Genomic DNA, 17,322 nt, shown 5'->3' with positions numbered 1-17,322 from the left:
GGGCGGCCCGCCGTTCTCGGCGGCTTCGGCCCAGATGTACCAGTCGGCTTTCGCGCTGTTGCGTGAACTACGGCTCCCGACAAACCATTCATGATCGTTCGCGGTGTGATTTGGCACGAGATCGAGAACGAGCCGGATGCCGGCCTCGTGAAGAGCGGCGAGGAGCTCATCGAAAGTGCCGAGAGTGCCGAAGGCTGGATCGATCGCGCAATAATCGGAAATATCGTAGCCGAGATCGCGAAACGGGCTGTTGTAGATCGGCGTAAGCCATACCGCATCGATCCCCAGCCATTTGAGGTAGTCGATACGCGATTTCAGGCCGGCAAGGTCTCCCTTGCCATCGCCGTCGGTATCCTGAAACGAGATTAGCGCGACTTCGTAGATGACCGCGGATTGCCACCACGGGCTTTCGTCGTGCGACTCGTCAGTCATCGTGTCGTTCACCTCGTATGGCGACGCATCTCCCACCGCCCTCAGCTGTTACGAGACATCCAAGTCCGGAACGGAACAATGGTTGCTATGGCTGTCACAAATCGTCGTCCGGGGGCTCATCGGGTGGATCCTTGTTTCGGGCCCGAAAAATCCGAAGTCTTTAACCTTTTGAAGTGCGGGAACCCGACTTCGGTCGCAACCTATAAAGGTTACCGGTTTGGGTCGCCCCAATCCGGCATGTGCCGGCCCCGGCGCCATACCTCCCGCCGGGGCCATTTTCTCTCGGACGAGCGAGCCTCGGGAATGCCAATGACCGCCAAACGTAGCCGTAGGAAACAGACCCAACCACTTCAACAACGACTGATGTCATTCGCCGAAGCCGCCCGGGAGCGGGCGCGTCGCATGCCTCCGGGCAAGGAACGCGAGATGTTATTGCGCAGTGCCAAGCAAAATGAGGTGGCCTCGGACCTGACCGAATTGTTGAGCGCTCCCGGCTACCGACGATGATGATGCCCGCCATGAAGCATTATCGCGCGTTTCAGATTGGTCCCGATGGTCACGTCTTCGGCTGCATCAATCTGGTCTGTGGCGACGACGATCAGGCCAGACGGGAGGCGGCCGCGCTCGTGCTGGTGCATCGTATCGAGCTGTGGCGGCTGGACAAGCGGATTGCGCAGTTCGAGCTGGCCTCAGAGATCACGCATCAAGCGGCGGTTGGCCATTAGCGACAAGGTGGAGCAGGCGCGGTCGTCGACAAAGATTGCCGTCTACGCCGCGTTGATTGGCAACGTCCTCGTTGCCGTCACCAAGATCGGGGCGGCGCTATGGACTGGTAGCTCGTCAATGACGAGCGAGGCCCTTCATTCGGTCGTCGATACCTCCAACGAGGCCTTGCTGCTCTATGGCTATCGCCGGGCAACCCGGCCCCCGAACGAGGCGCATCCGCTTGGTCACGGTCGCGAACTCTATTTCTGGAGCTTCATCGTTGCCCTGCTGATCTTTGCGCTCGGCGCCAGCGTCTCTTTCTATCAGGGCGTAATCCATGTTCTACGGCCCCAACCGTGGTCGGCTACATCGTGCTCGGATTGTCCTTTCTGTTCGAGGGTGCGTCCTGGTTGATTGCTCTACAGCGCGTTCGGGCGGGCGGTCGAAGATTGGGCTCCTACGAGGCATTCGTCCGCAGCAAGGATCCGCCGGCCTTCATGGTGCTGCTGGAAGACAGCGCTGCGCTCATCGGAATGGTCCTCGCCGCTGCCGCAACGGCGGCCGCGGTCTCGCTGAAGCAACCGGTCTGGGACGGTGTCGGGTCCATCCTGATCGGCGTTCTGCTCGGGATCGCTTCCATCGCGCTCGCGCGCGAGAGCAAGAGCCTTCTGATCGGTGAACCGGCTGATCCCGATCTCGCGCGGTCGATCCTTGCCGTGGCGCGACGGTCCCCCGGCGTGCTTCGCGCCAACGGCTTGCTGACGGTGCAGCTGTCTCCAAGCGAGGTAGTTGCGGCCCTCAGCATCGAGTTTCGCGGACGACAAGCGGGCGAACGAGATCGAGCAGTCGGTCGTTGCGATCGAGCACGACATCCGAAGACACCATCCGGAGGTCGCGGCCATCTTCATCAAGCCGCAGACCGAGGCCCGATACCGCAGGGTGCAGGCGGATCGCTTCGGCGACGAGGAGGCGTAGGAACCCTCACATCGTCCGCCGTTCGAGGGCGTTCACGATGATCAGAACGGCGAGGACGGCGACCAGAAAGCTTCCGGCAGATATTGTTCGCTGGGAGCCTCGTTTTCGGGGTGTTCGCATGGGCAAGGTCCGGATGCCGTCTGTCAAGCGATCGCGCGGCGCGGGGTTCCTACGCTTGTCGGCCCCGCACAGGAGCGACCTGTCGGCATTCGATCAATAAATCATTCGGTCGTTAACAATGTTGAATCCCAGGCAGCCCGGACTGAATTACCGTGACGTACTTCCGCTGGAGGCGGCTCGCATGTTCGACACGGAGACAACGGCGTTATTGCGCGCCGTGCTCGAGGAGGTTTGTGAAAGCCTCTCGCACCGGGAGATCGGGGCCCGGACCCACGTCGCCTCGAAGCTCCTGGAGGCGGCGACAAGAGGACAGATTTCCCTCGACGACCTCAGGCAGGCAGGTTCCAGAGCTCTGTCGGAAGTCTCGGGCATGCGGCTGCAATGATCTGAGGAACGAGCGTCACCTCCGGGGATTTGGACAGATCCTCACGGAACGACGCTCATGCAAAGATTCGACAGGGCCGTATCGACTGCCACCCTCACGAGAGTGACGGACGACATCTGGATCGCGGACGACGCGCCGATCAATGCGGCGGGTCTGGTTCTGCCCATTCGTATGACGGTCATTCGGCTGTCGAATGGTGACCTCGTGCTGCACTCGCCGGTGCGATATTCGCCCGCCCTGCGCGCCGAGCTCGAGTGCCTGGGGCAGATCAAATTTCTTGTGGCGCCGAATGTCGCGCACTGGATGTTTCTGCCGGCATGGCAAAGGCATTTCCCGCAGGCAGCGACCTTCGCGGCGCGAGGCCTCTCGGCGAGGAAGCAGGTGCGCGAGGCAGGTTTGCGCATTGACCGCGAGCTCGGCGGCACAACGCCGGAAGAATGGTCGTCGGAGCTCGAAACCATCACCGTGAACGCGCCAATGTTCTCGGAAGTGGAGATATTCGACAAGCGCAGCCGCACATTGATCCTGACGGATCTCGTGCAGAACCTCGAGTCCCAGGATCGTCCCGTGTCAGAGCAGGCTGCTGTAAACCTGCTCGGCATCGCCAAGCCTGACGGCAAGGCGCCGATTTATTTGCGGCTGCTGTTGCGGCTCGGCGGCCGGTCGGTCCAGGCGGCAGCCGAACGGCTGGTGAGCCTCGAGCCCGAACGGGTCATTTTCGCGCATGGCGACTGGTTTCGTGCAGGGGCGACGGAGCAGCTACGGCGGTCGCTGCGATGGCTGCTCCCCGTGGGTGCCGAGCAAGCTCCGCTGCGACCAATGGCCGGCACACGCGTCGTCATAACGGGAGCCTCCAGCGGCATCGGCCGCGCTGCGGCGCTGGCGTTTGCGCTGAGAGGTGCAAGTGTGGTCCTGTCGGCGCGGCGCGGGGAGATCCTGACGCGCCTTGCGGAGGAGTGCGAGGCGCTGGGGGGCCGTGCCTTAGCCGTTCCCACCGATGTTACCGATGCCGAAGCGGTGCAGCGATTGGCCCGGCAGGCCGAAGATGCATTCGGCGGGATCGATGTCTGGATCAACAATGCCGGCACGGGCGTGTTTGGGGCCTACCAGGACGCCGATCTTGCGTTGCATCGCCGGACCGTCGAGGTCAATCTGCTCGGAACCATGAACGGTGCGTTCGCGGTCCTTCCGATCTTCTTGCGCCAGAACCGGGGTATCCTGATCAACAACATTTCGCTTGGCGGCTGGGCCCCGACGCCGTTTGCAGCCGCGTACACCGCAAGCAAGTTCGGACTGCGCGGGTTCACGGCGAGCCTGCGCCAGGAGCTTGGCGCACATCCCAACATCCATGTCTGCGGCGTCTTCCCGGCGATGGTGGATACGCCGGGCTTCGTTCACGGCGCCAACATGTCGGGCAAGAGGCTCGACCCCGGCCCGCTGCTCTACCAGTCCGAGGACGTCGCTCAGGCGTTCCTCAATCTGGTCCGTGCGCCGCGCGATGAAGTCGCCGTCGGTTGGCCCGCGCGGGCTGGTCAGGCGGCTTACGCCGGCGCGCCGAAATTGACGGAGAACCTGTTGGGAGGCGCATTCCGGTTGCTTCTGTCGCGTGCGCGGCGCGCAGCAGTGAGCGAGGGAAGCATGCTCGAGGCGTCTGCGCCCGGGGCGTCGGTGGATGGAGGTTGGCTGGTGCGGAAGCAGCTGCCACCGGCCGGAGTCATCAGTCAGGGGCTCGCGGTTCTGGGGCTGGCTGCGGGCGTGGCTCTCCTTGCCTCAGCGGTTGCCCGTCCGCGCCGACAGATCCGGACGAGGCGTCGCCAGGCATAGACAAGCCGGCCGGCGCGCATCACGGCAACGCATAGGCCCGCACGTAATCGCCGAGCTTGGTTCCGAACGAACCGTGGCCGCCATCGACCGTCACCACATACTGCTTGCCGCCGGCCTCATACGTCATCGGCGTCGACTGGCCGCCGGCCGGAAGGCGACCCTGCCAGAGCTGCTTGCCGTCGTTGACGTCGAAAGCCCTGATGTAGTCGTCCATGGTCCCGGTGATGAAGATGACTCCGCCTGCGGTCGCGATCGGTCCGCCCAGCATGGGAACGCCGAGCTTGAACGGCAGCGGGAGCGGAGCCTGATCCCAGATCGTGCCGATGCGGTGTTGCCACACCACCTTGTGCGTCTTGAGATCAATCGCGGCGATGTTTCCCCAGGGTGGGGCAAGGCAGGGGATGCCGAGCGGCGACAGGAAGATGCCGAGGTCGACACCGTAGGGAGCCCCGTATATCGGCTGCACCCCGAGTTCGGTACCAGGCGGATGGGCGGCGTTCGGCGCTGCCGGATTGTCCTTTCCGCGCCGCACGAGGCGGGACACGAAGGGATCGATTGCGGGTTCGCGATCGCGATCTGGCGCTTTGGATCGACGGCAATCCCGCCCCATTCGAACATGCCGAAATCGCCCGGGAAGACCAGCGTGCCTTGCTCCGAGGGCGGCGTGAACGGTCCTTCGTAACGCAGACGCTTGAATTTGATGCGGCAGGCGAGCTGGTCGAACATCGTGCTGCCCCACATCTGCGCGTCCGTCAGCTTAGGGACCTCACCGTCGGTGGTCACCGACAAGGTCCTGATTGTCGGTGGTGCCGTCATCGACAGGCTCGGATGAGGCAATCGCGCCAGTCACGTCGCTGTCCGGTAAGATGCCGGCGAGATCGTGGCGATCGCGCGCCTGGGAAATGCCGAGGACGCCGGCTGCCACGATCAACACGAGGCCGAGCGCCCATCGCGCGGCCCGGATGTGCGGAGCCAGACGGCGCGCAATGAAGGGCAAGCCTCCGAGATGGCCCAGGCCATCGTGCCGAGGAGCAGCGCCGCATAGACCCAGAGCGCCTCGGCGCGCCGGCGCGCCAGCAGCCAGCTTGTGAGCAGGAGCAGGATGCCTGCTACCAGATAATAAATGGAGCCGCCAAGCACCGCGAGCCAGACGCCACCGGCGGTGAGGCCCAGTCCCATGATTGCGATGACCATAATGGTGATGGCCAGCAGCGGCGCTTTGCGGAACAAGCTTGCCGGACGATTATGGAGTTCATATGAGCTACTTCAGCGTATAGAGAAACGCCGCGATGTCGCGCGCGTCCTTCTGCGGGATGCCCATTCTGGGCATGGCGTTACCTGGCAACGCCCGTTGCGGATCCTCGATCCAGTCGGCCATGTTGTCCGGCGAGTTCTGGATGTAGCCGGCGATGTAGGTCCGCGTGCCGATCCGGTGCAGGGGCGGGCCGACATTGCCGTCGGCACCGGCGATGCCGGGAATGTCGTGACAGCCGCCGCACTGGTACTGCCTGACGAGGTCGGTGCCACGCCGCGCATCGCCGATGAAATTATCCGGGCCGGCGGCCCTGCCGGGCTCGCAGGCCGCACCCGTCATCGCGAGCAGCGCGGCGATGAGCAGGCGTGTCGTCGGACGCATCATCGGCTGCTCCCTTTCCCGATCAGGGCTTCTGGCCGAAATTGAACGATTTGGTGGCGGACCACGGATCGGTCGTCGATACCTGCTCGCTCGGGACCTGCTCGATCTCGGGCGATGGCGGATTTGCCGAGAACGTGCGGCCCCATTGCCGGTTCGGCTCATTGCTGATCTTGCCGATATAGGTGACGAGGTCCCAGATCACGCTGTCGGGCAGCACGCCGCCCCAGGCCGGCATGCCATTGGGCCGCCCTTGGTAAATCGACAGATAGATGTTCTCCGGCTGCGAGCCGTAGGTGAAGAGGTTGTTGCTCAGTGCCGGCCCCATGCCGCCGCCGCCGTTCGGCGCGTGGCAGCCGACGCAATTGAAGTTGACGAAATAGGTCATGCCCCGCTGCTCCGCATTCGGATCGCCCTGGACCGGATTCTTGATTTGCGGCGGATCGGGCTGCGCACCCGGCATAAGGGTGGTCACGGGAACCTGCATGAACACGCCAGGCCGGCCATTGCCGACGCTGCCGCCGAAATTCGGCCGTGGCGCCAAGATCGGCTTCTGCGCTTCCTGGGATTGCGGCAGGGTCTGCTGGGCAAGCACGCTGCCGTTCGGCGCGGCCGCCAGCAGCAACGATATCGCGCTCGCGCGCAGCGCCATGGCGGACATCATTCATGCCCTCCGGAGGCTGTCACCGGCGCGTCGACGAGAGGCACGCCGTAGTTTCGCAGCAGAGAGGTGATCTCGGATCGATGCTCGTCGATGAACGCGTTCAGCTGGTCCCTCAGTGCATGGTCGCCCTTGCGGACCCCCATCGCGATGGCGAACTGGAAGTGCTGGGGCGGAAAGCGCTCGCCGTCCTGGATCGGGGTGACCGTCAGGGGCACTTTGGAACGTCCGGCGAAATAGCCGCCCAGCGGCCCCCAGGCCGCAGCGACGTCGATGTCGCCGAGCGCGACCGATTCGATCAGGCGTGCCGGCGGATCGGCCTGGCGGTAGTCGCCATAGATCGAGTAGCCGCGGACATTGTCGACGATGCCGAGCTCGCCGAGCGCCTGCGCCGGCGGCGGATTGTTGCCATCGTCACCTATGAGGTGGACGCCGATCGCCAGGCGATGCAGACGGGGGTCGAGCAGGGAGGAAAGGTCGAGATGCTCATCCCGCCGACTCACGAAGACATAGGTTGAGTGATAGTATGGCTTCGTGGTCTCCACCAGGTCGTAGCCGTACGGCACGCCCATCACGACGTCGCATTTTTCTGCCTTCAGCGTGTTGCGGATGAAGCCGCGACGCTGCGCCCACCAGGTATAGGACAGGGATCGTCCCAGGGCTCCTGCCGCCAACGACGCCAGCCTGTTCTCGAAGCCTGCTTCGGCGCTGTTGGAAAACGGCAGATTGTTGGGATCGGCACAGACGCGCAGCTCGCCATTCGGCCCGGCCGCTGCGGGTGACGCGACCCCGATCAGGCCGACAAGCGCAAGAGCGGCACAATCAGCGCAAAGGCGCATGGCTGTTGTCCTGACCATTGGCTGCACCGAGCTTGAACACCAGCAGCTCGCTGCCGCCGGCGGTGTAGAACGGCAGATCCTGCATTGCACCGGTGAAACCGAGTGCGCCATTGCGCACCCGCTGATCGAGCTCCGCATTGGCCACCGCGCCGGGCCAGCCGCCGACGCCGGAGAGGATGGCGATGTACTGCTGCCCGTCCGAACCGCGATAGGAGATCGGCTGGCCGATGAATCCCGAGCCCGCGCGAAACTGCCAGAGCACGTTTCCGGTCTTCGCATCGACCGCCTTGAACAGGCGGTCCATCGTTCCATAGAACGCGACGTCGCCGGCTGTCACCAGCGCGCCGCTCCAGACCGGAAGCTTCTCGTGGATCTCCCAGACCTTCTTGCGCGCGACCGGATCCCACGCCATGAACTCGCCGCGGTGGCCGCCGGGACCGGCATACATATCGACATCGGCACCGACGTAAGGCGTGCCGGCGATATAGCCGACCTGCGAGGCCTTGAAGTTCATGCAGAGATGCTGATGCGGGACGTAAAGCAGCCTCGTGCGCGGCGACCACGCGGACGGCTGCCAATCCTTGGCACCCGGCGCGGTCGGGCAGATGTTCTCGACCGTCTTGCCGGCCAGCGGGGTCTTCTCCTCGTTAGGGATGATCTTGCCGGTCTTGAGGTCGACGCCCTTGTAGGCGTTCACGAACTCGTAGGCGTCGGCCGAGATCACTTCGCCGGTGGCACGGTCGATGACGTACATGTAGCCGTTGCGACCGGGATGGATCAGCACCTTGCGCGGCGGGCCGTTGAGCTCGAGGTCGACCAGGACGTTCTCGTTGATCTCGTCATGGTCGAACAGGTCGTGCGGGTTCACTTGATACGCCCATTTCGCTTGTCCGTTGTCGGGATCGCGCGCGAAAATGGTCGTGCTCCAGAGATTGTCGCCGCTGCGCTGGTTGGCATTCCAGGGACTCGGATTCGCGGTGCCGTAGTAGATCAGGTTGAGGTCGGAATCGTAGGAGATCCATCCCCACATGGTGCCACCGCCGATCTGCCAGCGGTCGGCGGGCCAACTCTTGACGCCGAGGTCCTTGCCCTTGAGGCTATCGTAGAACGGCTTGAAGTCGTCTCCGATCAGGACGTCCTTGTCGGGGCCCGTGGCATAGGCGCGCCAGGCAATGGCGCCGGTGTTCTCGTCGAGTGCGGTGACCCAGCCGCGCACGCCCATCTCGCCGCCGCTGTTGCCGATGAGGACCTTGCCCTTCACGACAACGGGCGCCATCGTGATGGTTTCACCCTTGTTGATCTCGCCGAGCTTGGTGTGCCAGAGTTCCTTGCCTGTCTTGGCGTCGATCGCGACGGAATGGTTGTCGAGCGTATTGAGAAAGACCTTGCCGTTGTCGAAGGCGAGCCCGCGATTGACGACGTCGCAACAGGCAACGCCTGCTGCCGCAGGCTCCGGCTTCGGCGCATACGACCACTTCAGCTCGCCCGTGGTGGCGTCGAGCGCGAACACCCGGTTGGGGTAGGGGCCGGCATACGGTCCGACCACGTACATGGTCCCGTCGACCACGAGGGGCGCCGCCTCCTGACCGCGATCGGCACCGACCGAGAACGTCCAGGCGAGCTGCAGACGCGAGGCGTTTTCGACGTTGATCTGGTCGAGATCGCTATAGCGCGTGTTGGCGTAGTCGCGCGCCGCCATCGGCCATTGGCCCGGATCCTTCATCCGGCTGGCAAGATCGGGCTGGGCAAAACCAGGCGAAAGCGATGCAGAGCACGCGCACAGCGTACCCAGCGTCCCCCACAGCAACGGCCTGAGGCCGGGCATTAACATAAGTGAAGATCTCCACGGCAATGACGAGGCCCTGCCGCGCTGCAGGCCGGTTGCGAACGTACAAACGTCGCGCTCTCGCTTGGTTCCTAAGCTCTGTCTCTCGCTACCTCACGACGTTTCCGGAGACGCCGGCGCCGAGATCGACGGCGATCTGATCTTCCTTGCCGTCGCATTTGGGATGGCCGAAGCCCGACGGGCTTTTGCCGTCCGGCCCGATATCGTAGATGATCGCATCCTTCATGTTCGGGCTGACGCCGGCCGGCACGTGATCGAGGCCGAGGAAGTGACGCACGCGCCAGGCGACATTGTGATCCGCGCAGGAGCTGTCGCCGCTGATGCCGAGCGCGCCAGCGATGCCGTTGCCATCATAGAGCGCCAGTCCGCCGCCGAAGACGATGACGCCGCCGACGGGCTTGCCGACCATCGGATCGCGTGCGGTTCCGAATTCATCCGGCGCGCCCGCGTAAATCACCTCCGGCGAAGGTGGGTTGCTCAGCGCCGCGCCGAACAAGAAGCCGCCCGGCTGGGCTCCCGCATAGAGATTTGCGGTGGCCATAGCCTTGGTCTCCAGGCTGAACGCATTCGCGGTGTTGGCCTTTTCGGCGGCGATCGCCCGACTGCCGAGCCACTGGTCATCGACCTTGCTTCCGCTATAGGCGACAGCGCAGACGACTCCTTGCCGGTTCACGACGGCGGCCCATTCGTTGTTGTCGAGGCCGCCATTGCTCGGGCCGCCGCCGGGCTTGACGCTCTTCTTGAGAATGTCGGCGAGCTTGTCATGGTCGACCGGGCACGACATTCCCGGGCTCGCTTGGTCCTGCGCCATCGAAATTCCCGGCGTCGCAAATGTTGCGGCGAGAATGACAGCCGTCATGGCGGTACGCTTGTTCATCTGGCCTCCAGGGAAATTGCCGGGTCAGCAGGCGAACGTTGCATCACACCCGCGGTTCCTATGTCCCTCGCGAGTCGGCATGCCGAACCGCAGGCACTCGTACGTCGAACTCGGTCAGCCACCGATATGCGAAGAACAGGGCCGCACCGGTGTAGAGCATGCCCATGGGCACCCACATCAAGATGCCCGCGAGCTGCTGATCCTCCAGCGGCGTTAGCCCAAATTCGCCTGCGAGGGCGCCCTGCCCGGGAATCCATAAGCGCGTTGACAGTGTCAACAACGCACCGAGCACTCCGGAATGAAGGACGGTGACGAACAGACACGCAATCGAGATGCCGTCCCGAAGCCGCACGCTGCGCCCGACGCCGCGGCCATGCAGAAGCACCCACCAGAACAACAGCGCAGTGGCAAAGAAGCTGATGTGCTGGAGGCGATGGATATTGGTGTTTTCGAGCGCCCACGCATAGAGGGGCGGCGCATGCCAAAGCCAGAGCGCCAGGCCGTGCAAGCCGGTTGCGCTGACGGGATGGCTGACGAACGCCCATGGCCGCGCCACGATCGGCCAATTGAGCCATCGGCCGGCAGCGGGGCGAAACGTCGCCGGAAGGCTCCACATCAGCGGCCCGTTGATGCGGGCGAATGCCATCAGGGGGGCTCCGACAACCATGAGCAGCTCATGCTCGACCATGTGGGCGGTGAACAGGCGCTCCCCGAGCCAATGCAGCGGCGAGGTGAGAGCGAGCGCGACGATCAGCCATCCCGTCCAGAATGCGCCGACCTGGCGGAAACTGACGCCGCGCCCTCCGCCGGCGTGGTGCCAGAGTCGCTGCGTGCCGATGTAGAAGCCGATGCCGACGGCATAAAGCGGTGCCAGAAGCCAGGGATCGAAACTCCAGAGCGAGCCCGGATCGACTTCAGAGATGCCATGCGCCATTGCCGGCGCCGCAGCCAGGCCAAGCAGGAGGACCAGCAGGCTCAGCGCAGGCATGGGCTGATCATCAGCGATGCCGCGAGCTGGTTGGCGATGACGAGCGCGAACAGCACGCCGGAGCCGACACCGAGCCAGGCCATGAACGTGCGGGGACCACCGCCCTGCGCATCGGTCCATTCCGCGCCGGCGCCGCGCCGAACCGCACGGGCCGATATCGCCGTGCCCGCGAGGGCGACGACGGCGAGGACGGCGCTCATGATCGCGCCGGTGAGCTTTGTGGTCTCGCACGAGAAATGGGCGAGCGCATAGATCCCCTGCAGGTTGATGCCCCATGCCAGCGGTCCGAGCGCAACGCCGGCCCAGTAGAGCAGCTTCGGATGTCGTTCAGCAGCGGTCATAGGCGGGGCACCCAGTCGAGCAGCACATAGAGCGGCAGCCAGGCCAGCACGACAAAGTTCCAGTAGAACACATTGTCGGTCACGTCGCTGAACCGGCGCGGTTTGGCGTGACGCGTGAACATCAGCACCGTCAACACGATGGTGTCGCCGACGTCGGTGGCAAGGTGGGTGGTGTGCAAGCCCAGGACCAGCCAGACGATCGATCCGTAGGCCGAGTTGTCCCAGCGCGTGTTGAGATGCGCGAACTCGAAGCCGCGCAGGACCAATAGGCCTACTCCGATCACCGACATCGCGATGAGACCTACGCGAACCTTTGCAAGGTCCTGTCGATGAGCGACGCGATTGGTCATCTCGTTGGGGATGATGCTCAGCAGATAGATGATGGTCTCGGCCGTGCCGGGCCAGAGATCGGGGGGAGCAGCTCCGATCGGCCAGTTCGGGTTCACGGCATAGAGATAGAGGTAGGCCCCGATTGCGATCGCAAATCCCATGCCCTCCAGCGCCATGAAGCCCATGGCGCCCCACCAGGGGCCGCTGTGCGCGCCATAGCCAAAGGTCGGCAGCCCGGCGACGTTGCGGACGATGGTTTGCCTCATTCCTCGTCCTCCTTGCTGCCGCCCGGCCAGAACCAGCCGATCAAGGTGACCGCCATCGGCGGCGTGCCCCACAGCACCGCCCAGGGTGTGAAGATCGAGCCGATGAAGAATACCGTGGTCGCAATCGCTGTCAGAAGCGGCCAGATGCTCGGCTCCGGAGACGCCTCACGGGTTTGCGGTTCGGCTTCGGCGAGCGACGTCAGGAGCAGCTCTCGCCGTTCCACGCTGAGGCCCGCGACGACAGGCAGGCTCGCACTGTCGAGCCAGAGCGGATCGCGGTGCTTGACCACGGGAATGCGGTCGAAATTCTGCGGCGGCGGCGGCGAGGACGTCGCCCATTCCAGCGTCGAGGCGTCCCATGGATTGTCGCCTGCGAGCTCGCCGCTGCGAAGATTAATCATCACATTGACGAGCAGTACCGCAAAGCTGAGCGCGAAAATGGCGGCCCCGCCGCTGGACAGCAGGTTGAGGTGCGCCCAGTCCATGTCTGCGGTGTAGGTGTACACGCGCCGCGGCATCCCGATCAGTCCGAGTATGTGCATGGGGAAGAACGCGACATTGAAACCGACGAAGGCGAGCCAGAAGTTCCAGCGGCCGAGCCTCTCGCTCAACATCCGCCCGGTGATCTTGGGAAACCAGTAATAGACGGCTCCGACGAGCGGGAAGACCGCGCCGCCAATCAGCACGTAATGGAAATGCGCGACCACGAAATAGGTATCGTGCACCTGTGTGTCGATCGGCACCGAGGCGACCATCACGCCGGAGAGGCCGCCGAGCACGAAGATGACGATGAAGCCGATCACGAACAGCAGCGGGGTCCGGTAGACCGGACGCCCGTCCCAAAGCGTCGCCAGCCAGCAGAAGATCTGCAGCCCGCTCGGCACTGCGATCAGCATGCTGGACGCCGTGAACAGGCCGGCGCCGAGCTGGGGCAGGCCAGTGACGAACATGTGGTGGACCCAAAGGCCGAACGACAGGAAGCCCGTTGCGATCAGCGAGAGGATGATGACCGGATAGCCGATGACCGGGCGGCGGGCGAATGTTGCGAGGATGGCTGACACCATGCCCGTGCCGGGTATGAAGATGATGTAGACCTCGGGATGGCCGAAGAACCAGAACAAATGCTGCCAGAGCAGGGGATGTCCGCCGGAGGACGAGTCGTAGAAACGCGTGTTGACGAGGCGGTCCAGGATCAGCGACGTCGATGCGACCATGATGGAAGGCATCGCAAACATCACCAGGAAGCTGGTCACCAGCATCGCCCAGACGAAGAGAGGGATTCGATCGAGCGTCATGCCGGGTGCGCGCAGCTTGAACACGGTGACGACGATCTCGACGGAGACCGCCAGCGCCGCGACCTCGGTGAAGGTGATCATCTGAGCCCAGACGTCGGGCCGTTTGGTCGGCGTGTACTGCAATGACGATAGCGGAACATAGGCGAACCAGCCGACATCAGGCCCGACGTTGAGCGCGAAGGAGATCCAGAGGAAGCAGCCGCCGAACAGAAACATCCAGTAGCTGAACGCGTTCAGGCGCGGGAAGGCGATGTTGCGCGTTCCAACCATCAGCGGCACGAGGTAGACGGCGAAGGCTTCCATGACAGGCACGGCGAACAGGAACATCATCGTCGAGCCATGCATCGTGAAGATCTGGTTGTATTTGTCGGCGGACAGGAACGTCTGCTCGGGGCCGGCGAGCTGAATGCGCATCAGGATCGCGAGGATGCCGCCGAGGAGCAGGAACGCGAAAGCGGTAGCGATGTAGCGACGTCCGACGACCTTGTGGTCGACCGACATCAACGCGCCGAGCAGGCCGGAGGGCGTGCGCCAGATCCTGTCGAGGCGCGCGGAGAGTTCGAGGCCATTCAGCGCGTCGTCCCGCAGCTCGCGTTCGTCAGCCCTCACGGTCACTTGAGCTGCTCCAGATAGTGAAGGATCGCGATGAGTTCGTCCGATTGCAGCGGCATCTTCGGCATGTAGTTGCCGGGCTTGATGTGCTGCGGATCGGCGATCCAGGCACCGAGCGTGGCCGGCGTCAGCGGCAGTGTTCCGGCTGCAACCGTGGTCCGGGCGCCGACATGGGTCAGATCAGGCCCGAGCTGGCCGCCCGCAAGCGTGCCGCGGATCGTATGGCAAAGTGCGCAGCCTTTTGCGCGGAACAGCTGCTCGCCCTGCCTGCCGAGCTGGTCGGTCGGGCTGTTCGCGCTCTGGTTCTCGTGGTCGCGCCAGCGGCCGAACTCATCCGCTGGCAGCGCGAGCACGGCGAAAGCCATATGCGCATGCTGGAGTCCGCAGAACTCGGCGCATTGGCCGCGATAGATGCCGGCGTTCTTCGCCGTGAATTGCAGCTCGTTCTTCTGACCGGTGATGAGGTCCATTTTGCCGGTCAGGCTAGGCACCCAGAAGCTGTGGATCACGTCGGCGGATTCCAGCTCGACCTTCACCGGCTGGCCGGCCGGAATCCGGATCTCGTTGGCGGTCACGAAGCTCTTGTCGGGACTGTCGTTCTCGTAGCGGATCTCCCACCACCATTGATGGCTGATGATCTTGAGGGTGAGGGCGTGCTCGTTCTTGGCGAAGACGGTGCGCTGGCCGGCATAGCTGACGATGGAAAGCCCGAGCACGATGGCAAGGGTTGCAACTCCCAAGACGAAGATCACGCGACCGGTCGTCCTTTCGAAGGGCTGGTGCAGCGCGAGGGGTTGGTCGAAGGCGCGTTTCCGGCGCAGCAGGCCTGCGCAAAGCATGATCACGACTGCGATCCAGACGACCGCCGCGACGCTCAGGAAGATGAAGAGAGTATTGAGGATCTGGGCGGACTGAAGCCCTTGCGGGTCGAGTGTGGACTGCCGGCCGGCGCAAGCGGCCAGCGGCAGCGTCGCAAATGGCACCAGAGCCGTTCGCATCCGGATAGGCATCGATGTTCGCCGTGCTCCCCTGTTGCAGGGCGAACCGGTCAATCCTATGAAGGTTCCTATCGCACCGATCGGGCTGGTTCATTGCCGCTTCAGAACGGCCACCCCCTGGTCGCGAGGAAGATCGCCGCATCGGCTACGCCCATCAGCAGCAAGATGATGAGCACGGCAATCATCGCTCCCGGTTGAGAGATCGCGCGAAGGTCTTCCAGCATGTGTCATCCTCGGTCGCGGGTTCACCGTACCGCGCGCTTTTGCGGATCATCCCGGTGCTGGGCCGCTTCCGTGTTGCGGTCCAGCTGCGCGCGCTCACTGCGGCGCAAATGGCCGGATCGTCTGACACCGTACCAAATCGCCGCGCCAAGGATGAATGCGCCGATGAACCACAGCCACAATGCCGTGGCCGAGACGTCTCCCAAAAGCATGCCGACGCCGCTATTGCCCATTTGTGCGCTCCGGTTAGATATGCAGGCAATGCGTGCGTGCTGCGGTCGTTCCTAAGCGCGGCAGGGCGGGCGGCATATCGAGAGGGGCTGTGATCAGGATCGGTGTGATTTCGGATACGCACGGGCTGCTGCGGCCGGAGGCAGAGCAATGCCTTGCCGGGGTCGCGCACATCATCCACGCCGGCGATATCGGCGCCGAGCATGTGCTCGACGGGCTGCGCAGGATTGCGCCGGTCTCGGCCATCCGGGGGAATGTCGATACCGGCGACTGGGCACGGAACTATCGGGATACGGAAACCGTGCGCCTCGGCCGGCTCGACTTCTACATCCTGCATGATCTGAACGAGCTCGGGAGCAAACCTGCGCCCGACGGCGTTACGGCCGTGATCAGCGGTCATTCGCACCGGGCGAGCGTCAAGAGCATCGACGGGGTGCTTTATCTCAACCCCGGGAGCGCCGGGCCGCGGCGATTCAGGCTTCCGATAACGCTGGCGACGCTCGATGTCGACGAGAGCGGCGAGATTCGACCGATTGTACACGCGCTCGGCTAGTCCCAGCCGCCGTTGAAGCGAATCGGCTCTTCTTACTCAAAGTGAGCCAAGTTAAAAGTCTGCGCTGGAAGTTGCTCCATGATTGTTTTTGAAACTATCTGATAGCTTCGCGTTATCTATCATCATCGGCAGATTCCCATGGGCGTCGATGCTGAGAGTGTAGTGCTCCCGCCTGACAGGCCGGAGTGGTTTGCACCATTCGGGTCTCGAAATGGAGCATCCGATGCCCGCAAACCTGGCTTCCGCATTGATCACAAAGCTGACCGTGTCCAACAATCTGGACGCTGAGGACATCCGCGCCATTCACGGTCTTCGGATTAGCGAACGGCATCTCGATGCCGGCGAGGTCATTGTCGCCGATGGAGACTGGCCAAGCGACTGCTGCCTGATCGCGGATGGATTTGCGTTCCGCTCCAAAACGACGGCGGATGGCGAACGACAGGTCCTCTCCATTCACATACCGGGAGAGATCCCCGACCTTCAAAGCCTTCATCTCAAGGTCATGGATCATGACCTTGTCACGGTGACGCGGTGTACGCTCGGCTTCATCGCCCATGACGACCTCAGAGAGGTCATCCGTCGGCGCCCGAACCTGGCATCGGCACTCTGGCGCGAAACTCTGATCGATGGCGCAATCTTCCGGGAATGGATCGTCAATGTCGGACGACGCGAGGCGACGCCGAGAATGGCTCACCTTCTGATCGAATTGCACCGGCGGCTGAAGGCCATCGGGCAAACGCGTGATGGAGAGTTCGGCTTGCCCATCACTCAGACCGACCTCGGCGATTGCCTTGGCCTCTCGGTGGTGCACACCAACCGGGTGCTCCAGAACTTGCGAAAGGAAGGACTGGTGTCAGTGAGCAGGTCGGAGTTTCACATCCTCAAGCCCAAGGAGATGGACGAGCTGGCAGGCTTCGACTCCACTTACCTGCATCTCAGCCCCAGCACCTAGGAGAGTCTCTGAACTCGCACATCGATGCGGTAGAGTGGATGGCCGCCCCGGTGAACCACAAGGGACCAGTCGCCGCCAGTGGAGCTGAGAGTCGTTTCGATGTCCCTGACAGTACGGACGGCCTGATGCCAGGCCGCCTCATCGTCCGGCAGCTCTTCGCTGTCAGAGAAAACGCCGCCGTCGGAGATCATGAAGGAGTATCGGGTCATCCGGTTGAACGGCTGGAACACGCGGCGC

At 63.6% G+C, this 17,322-nt stretch carries 22 protein-coding genes and 2 pseudogenes; 7 read left to right on the top strand and 17 right to left on the bottom strand.

What is annotated here, in order from left to right; genetic code table 11:
* Positions 1-432, bottom strand: a 432-nt coding sequence (locus IC50_RS27150) for an alpha-amylase family glycosyl hydrolase (protein WP_244429662.1), incomplete at its 3' end; no start/stop codon positions are given.
* A 309-nt stretch (positions 433-741) separates the two neighbouring features.
* Here IC50_RS27150 and IC50_RS39410 point away from each other — a divergent pair.
* The 5 genes and pseudogenes from IC50_RS39410 to IC50_RS39405 all read left to right on the top strand — a co-directional run bounded on the left by IC50_RS39410 (position 742) and on the right by IC50_RS39405 (position 4,441).
* Positions 742-939, top strand: a complete 198-nt coding sequence (locus IC50_RS39410) for a hypothetical protein (RefSeq protein WP_081492530.1) — start codon at positions 742-744, stop codon at positions 937-939.
* Between the two features lie 11 nt (positions 940-950).
* Entirely contained in the window at positions 951-1,157 is a 207-nt protein-coding gene (locus tag IC50_RS27145) for a hypothetical protein (protein ID WP_244429661.1), read from the top strand.
* Positions 1,153-2,112: pseudogene (locus IC50_RS27140) on the top strand (cation diffusion facilitator family transporter). The gene IC50_RS27145 and the pseudogene IC50_RS27140 overlap by 5 nt, the downstream one beginning before the upstream one ends.
* Before the next feature lie 301 nt (positions 2,113-2,413).
* A complete protein-coding gene (locus tag IC50_RS27135; RefSeq protein ID WP_035711919.1) occupies positions 2,414-2,617 on the top strand; it encodes a hypothetical protein in 204 nt (67 codons plus the stop codon).
* A 57-nt stretch (positions 2,618-2,674) separates the two neighbouring features.
* Entirely contained in the window at positions 2,675-4,441 is a 1,767-nt protein-coding gene (locus IC50_RS39405) for an SDR family oxidoreductase (protein ID WP_085973974.1), read from the top strand.
* Between the two features lie 19 nt (positions 4,442-4,460).
* Here IC50_RS39405 and IC50_RS43345 read toward each other — a convergent pair.
* The 15 genes and pseudogenes from IC50_RS43345 to IC50_RS27065 all read right to left on the bottom strand — a co-directional run.
* Positions 4,461-5,197: pseudogene (locus IC50_RS43345) on the bottom strand (outer membrane protein assembly factor BamB family protein); the annotation flags it as partial.
* 10 nt (positions 5,198-5,207) lie between these two features.
* Positions 5,208-5,366, bottom strand: a complete 159-nt coding sequence (locus tag IC50_RS43340) for a hypothetical protein (RefSeq protein ID WP_244429660.1) — start codon at positions 5,364-5,366, stop codon at positions 5,208-5,210.
* A gap of 2 nt (positions 5,367-5,368) precedes the next feature.
* A complete protein-coding gene (locus tag IC50_RS43335; RefSeq protein WP_035711895.1) occupies positions 5,369-5,671 on the bottom strand; it encodes a hypothetical protein in 303 nt (100 codons plus the stop codon).
* A 31-nt stretch (positions 5,672-5,702) separates the two neighbouring features.
* Positions 5,703-6,080, bottom strand: coding sequence for a c-type cytochrome (locus IC50_RS27115; RefSeq protein ID WP_035711892.1), 378 nt, complete (start codon positions 6,078-6,080; stop codon positions 5,703-5,705).
* A 19-nt stretch (positions 6,081-6,099) separates the two neighbouring features.
* Positions 6,100-6,735: a c-type cytochrome gene (locus IC50_RS27110; RefSeq protein ID WP_035711915.1), complete on the bottom strand. Its 636-nt coding sequence runs from the start codon at positions 6,733-6,735 to the stop codon at positions 6,100-6,102.
* Complete coding sequence (locus IC50_RS27105) at positions 6,735-7,574, bottom strand: substrate-binding domain-containing protein (protein ID WP_035711890.1); 840 nt, start codon at positions 7,572-7,574, stop codon at positions 6,735-6,737. The genes IC50_RS27110 and IC50_RS27105 overlap by 1 nt, the downstream gene beginning before the upstream one ends.
* Positions 7,558-9,405, bottom strand: coding sequence for a methanol/ethanol family PQQ-dependent dehydrogenase (locus IC50_RS27100; RefSeq protein WP_035711887.1), 1,848 nt, complete (start codon positions 9,403-9,405; stop codon positions 7,558-7,560). Before IC50_RS27100 ends, IC50_RS27105 begins: the two co-directional genes overlap by 17 nt.
* 103 nt (positions 9,406-9,508) lie before the next feature.
* On the bottom strand, positions 9,509-10,297 hold the full coding sequence (locus IC50_RS27095; protein WP_035711885.1) for a heme-binding protein: 789 nt from the start codon (positions 10,295-10,297) through the stop codon (positions 9,509-9,511).
* Positions 10,298-10,355: 58 nt separating this feature from the next.
* Complete coding sequence (locus IC50_RS27090) at positions 10,356-11,285, bottom strand: cytochrome c oxidase assembly protein (RefSeq protein ID WP_050991122.1); 930 nt, start codon at positions 11,283-11,285, stop codon at positions 10,356-10,358.
* On the bottom strand, positions 11,273-11,626 hold the full coding sequence (locus IC50_RS27085; RefSeq protein WP_035711883.1) for a hypothetical protein: 354 nt from the start codon (positions 11,624-11,626) through the stop codon (positions 11,273-11,275). Before IC50_RS27085 ends, IC50_RS27090 begins: the two co-directional genes overlap by 13 nt.
* Positions 11,623-12,222: a cytochrome c oxidase subunit 3 gene (locus IC50_RS27080; protein WP_035711881.1), complete on the bottom strand. Its 600-nt coding sequence runs from the start codon at positions 12,220-12,222 to the stop codon at positions 11,623-11,625. The genes IC50_RS27085 and IC50_RS27080 overlap by 4 nt, the downstream gene beginning before the upstream one ends.
* Entirely contained in the window at positions 12,219-14,132 is a 1,914-nt protein-coding gene (gene ctaD / locus IC50_RS27075; RefSeq protein WP_035711876.1) for a cytochrome c oxidase subunit I, read from the bottom strand. The genes IC50_RS27080 and ctaD overlap by 4 nt, the downstream gene beginning before the upstream one ends.
* Positions 14,129-15,139, bottom strand: a complete 1,011-nt coding sequence (coxB, locus tag IC50_RS27070) for a cytochrome c oxidase subunit II (RefSeq protein ID WP_035711874.1) — start codon at positions 15,137-15,139, stop codon at positions 14,129-14,131. Before coxB ends, ctaD begins: the two co-directional genes overlap by 4 nt.
* An 89-nt stretch (positions 15,140-15,228) precedes the next feature.
* Positions 15,229-15,351 (bottom strand): hypothetical protein, encoded by a 123-nt coding sequence (locus tag IC50_RS43780; protein WP_271518516.1) that lies wholly within the window; start codon positions 15,349-15,351, stop codon positions 15,229-15,231.
* A 21-nt stretch (positions 15,352-15,372) separates the two neighbouring features.
* On the bottom strand, positions 15,373-15,582 hold the full coding sequence (locus tag IC50_RS27065; protein ID WP_035711871.1) for a hypothetical protein: 210 nt from the start codon (positions 15,580-15,582) through the stop codon (positions 15,373-15,375).
* A gap of 89 nt (positions 15,583-15,671) precedes the next feature.
* Here IC50_RS27065 and IC50_RS27060 point away from each other — a divergent pair, with 89 nt between their 5' ends.
* Positions 15,672-16,133, top strand: coding sequence for a metallophosphoesterase family protein (locus IC50_RS27060; RefSeq protein WP_035711868.1), 462 nt, complete (start codon positions 15,672-15,674; stop codon positions 16,131-16,133).
* A 223-nt stretch (positions 16,134-16,356) separates the two neighbouring features.
* A complete protein-coding gene (locus IC50_RS27055) occupies positions 16,357-17,085 on the top strand; it encodes a Crp/Fnr family transcriptional regulator (protein ID WP_035711910.1) in 729 nt (242 codons plus the stop codon).
* Here the strand turns inward: IC50_RS27055 and IC50_RS27050 are convergent.
* Positions 17,082-17,315, bottom strand: coding sequence for a DUF6894 family protein (locus IC50_RS27050; RefSeq protein WP_035711865.1), 234 nt, complete (start codon positions 17,313-17,315; stop codon positions 17,082-17,084). The two genes, IC50_RS27055 and IC50_RS27050, sit on opposite strands and share 4 nt — an antisense overlap.
* Positions 17,316-17,322 lie beyond the last annotated feature (7 nt).

Source organism: Bradyrhizobium genomosp. I (2014), from assembly GCF_000261685.1.
Lineage (GTDB): Bacteria > Pseudomonadota > Alphaproteobacteria > Rhizobiales > Xanthobacteraceae > Bradyrhizobium.
Note: the sequence above shows the minus strand (reverse complement) of the source record. Positions and strands in the feature narration are given on the sequence as shown.